This is a genomic window from Nocardia alni (assembly GCF_019038435.1).
In the GTDB taxonomy this organism is placed as follows: Bacteria; Actinomycetota; Actinomycetes; order Mycobacteriales; family Mycobacteriaceae; genus Nocardia; species Nocardia alni.
The window spans coordinates 1-1,776 of record NZ_JAGPOX010000308.1; the positions used below are offsets into that span (position 1 = coordinate 1).

At 63.3% G+C, this 1,776-nt stretch carries 1 protein-coding gene and 1 pseudogene; one reads left to right on the forward strand and one right to left on the reverse strand.

Features of this window, described 5'->3' with window-relative positions; all coding sequences use genetic code 11:
* Positions 1–496 precede the first annotated feature (496 nt).
* Positions 497–1,354 (forward strand): hypothetical protein, encoded by an 858-nt coding sequence (locus tag JZ791_RS44025; protein ID WP_216903910.1) that lies wholly within the window; start codon positions 497–499, stop codon positions 1,352–1,354.
* 55 nt (positions 1,355–1,409) lie between these two features.
* On the opposite strand, the pseudogene JZ791_RS44030 reads toward JZ791_RS44025, so the two are convergent.
* Positions 1,410–1,776, reverse strand: a pseudogene (locus tag JZ791_RS44030) (hypothetical protein); the annotation flags it as partial.

A 1,776-nucleotide genomic window follows, 5' to 3' on the forward strand; every position in this document is an offset into this window, starting at 1 on the left:
CCCCCAACCTCCACCCGCTGCGCCCCCGCCTCCGTGATCACGGTCCCGCGCCGCGTCACGCGGGCCTGCCCCGGATAGACGGTCACAGCGACGATCGGGGCATCCACCAAGGTCATGCCGCGAGGCTACCGTGGCGCCGTCGGTCCCATTCGTAATACAGCCCTTGTCCGGACTCGGCTCGCACAAAATGGAGTACTCCATGTCCCCGCGTGTTGTTGCGGCTCGCCGTCGGTGATTAGAACGTGCAGCCGTCCAGCGATTAGTCTCGCGGAAATGCCAGCGGCCATTCGGCACGCTGTCGGTACGATTACACATGTTGGGGGTGTGGAGAGTCTTGCGGTATTTCTGTACTACGGGGCCATGCGATCCCGAACGGCATTATATGCTGCCAGCCGCAGAACGGATTACGCCCGCGCTCAGGTATATAGCTCGTGGGGAGTATTTCGCCGTTTACGCCCCGCGTCGAGCCGGCAAGACAACCAGCCTTGCGCAACTGGTGGCTGAGCAGGCCATCCTCGCCCAACTTCGGTCAGCGGCAGAGGCGGCAGACCTTCCATCGACGTCGATGCCGCCCAATCCCTGGCCCGACTCGGCCGAGGGCACGGCTTTGGTAGCTGCTCTGACCTCGTGGACCGAGCGCTCTCAGAAACCGCTGGTGCTGATGTTCGACCATTTCGATGCGATACGAGGAGAGTCGCGGATCAGCGTGCAGTCGCAATTGCGCGCCGGATTTACCGGCCGGCGTAGCAGATTTCCCCATTCGGTCGTCCTGTGCGGCCAACGCGACGTACGAAAGTATCACGAAGAATTTCGCGGTGAGCCAACGTTAATGGAATCGGTTGCTCCATCCGACATCACGGTCGCAGCTGTTCGGCTGGACGACTTCACCGCCGAAGAGATATATATCCTCTATTCTCAGCACACGGCCCAGACTGGTCAGGAATTCACCTCCACCGCAATGGATCTGGCCTACCGCTACACCCAGGGCCAGCCGTGGCTGGTCAATGCCCTCGCCTTCGAGGTCATCTACGCGATGGAAGTGCAGAACACCATTGGCGACCACCACATCCAGGAGGCCAAGGCGCGTTTGATTCGTGCGCGCGCCACCCACGTGGACTCGCTGTCCGCCAGACTCGCCGAACACCGTGTAGAGCGTGTGATCGCTCCGCTGATTTCCGGTGCGCTACTCGACCCGCAGTTCATCGACGATGTGTCCTATGTACGTGACCTCGGCCTGATCGCCAACGATGACCCGATCCGGATAGCCAATCCGATCTATGAGGAGATCATCTTCCGTGTCCTGGGCGAGGGCATCGAAAGCATGATCGCGGCGAGCCTGCGAACTTCCGGCTGAGAGACGGTTTGCGTCGAAACGGTGGTCGCCGATAACAGCACCGCCGCGGCACAGATCAGTCCGGAAGTATGGGGACCGACATGCCCTCGCCGTGACGCAGGAGGGCGGCTCGGGTGACTGTGCCCGCGCCGAAGCGGTCGCGTAAGCGGTCGAGGGTGGTGTCGAGGTCTGTGGTGTCGCGGGGGAGGGCGTATGGGCGCGAGGGGGCGTTGGTGGGATGAACGGGCGTGCCTTCGAGGGCAGCCGACTCGCTGAATGAGGTCTGTGGGGGTGGGGCATTACCGGCGGAGTTACCGAACGTGGTGCGGGCGGTCGTTCGGTCGGTGACGGGGGCGCCTGGGCGGGGCCGAGAATCTGGGCCGGCGGTGTCGCGGGAGTCACGGGGTGTAGCGGGCGCGGGCGAGCTGTTGCGGGATGTGGTG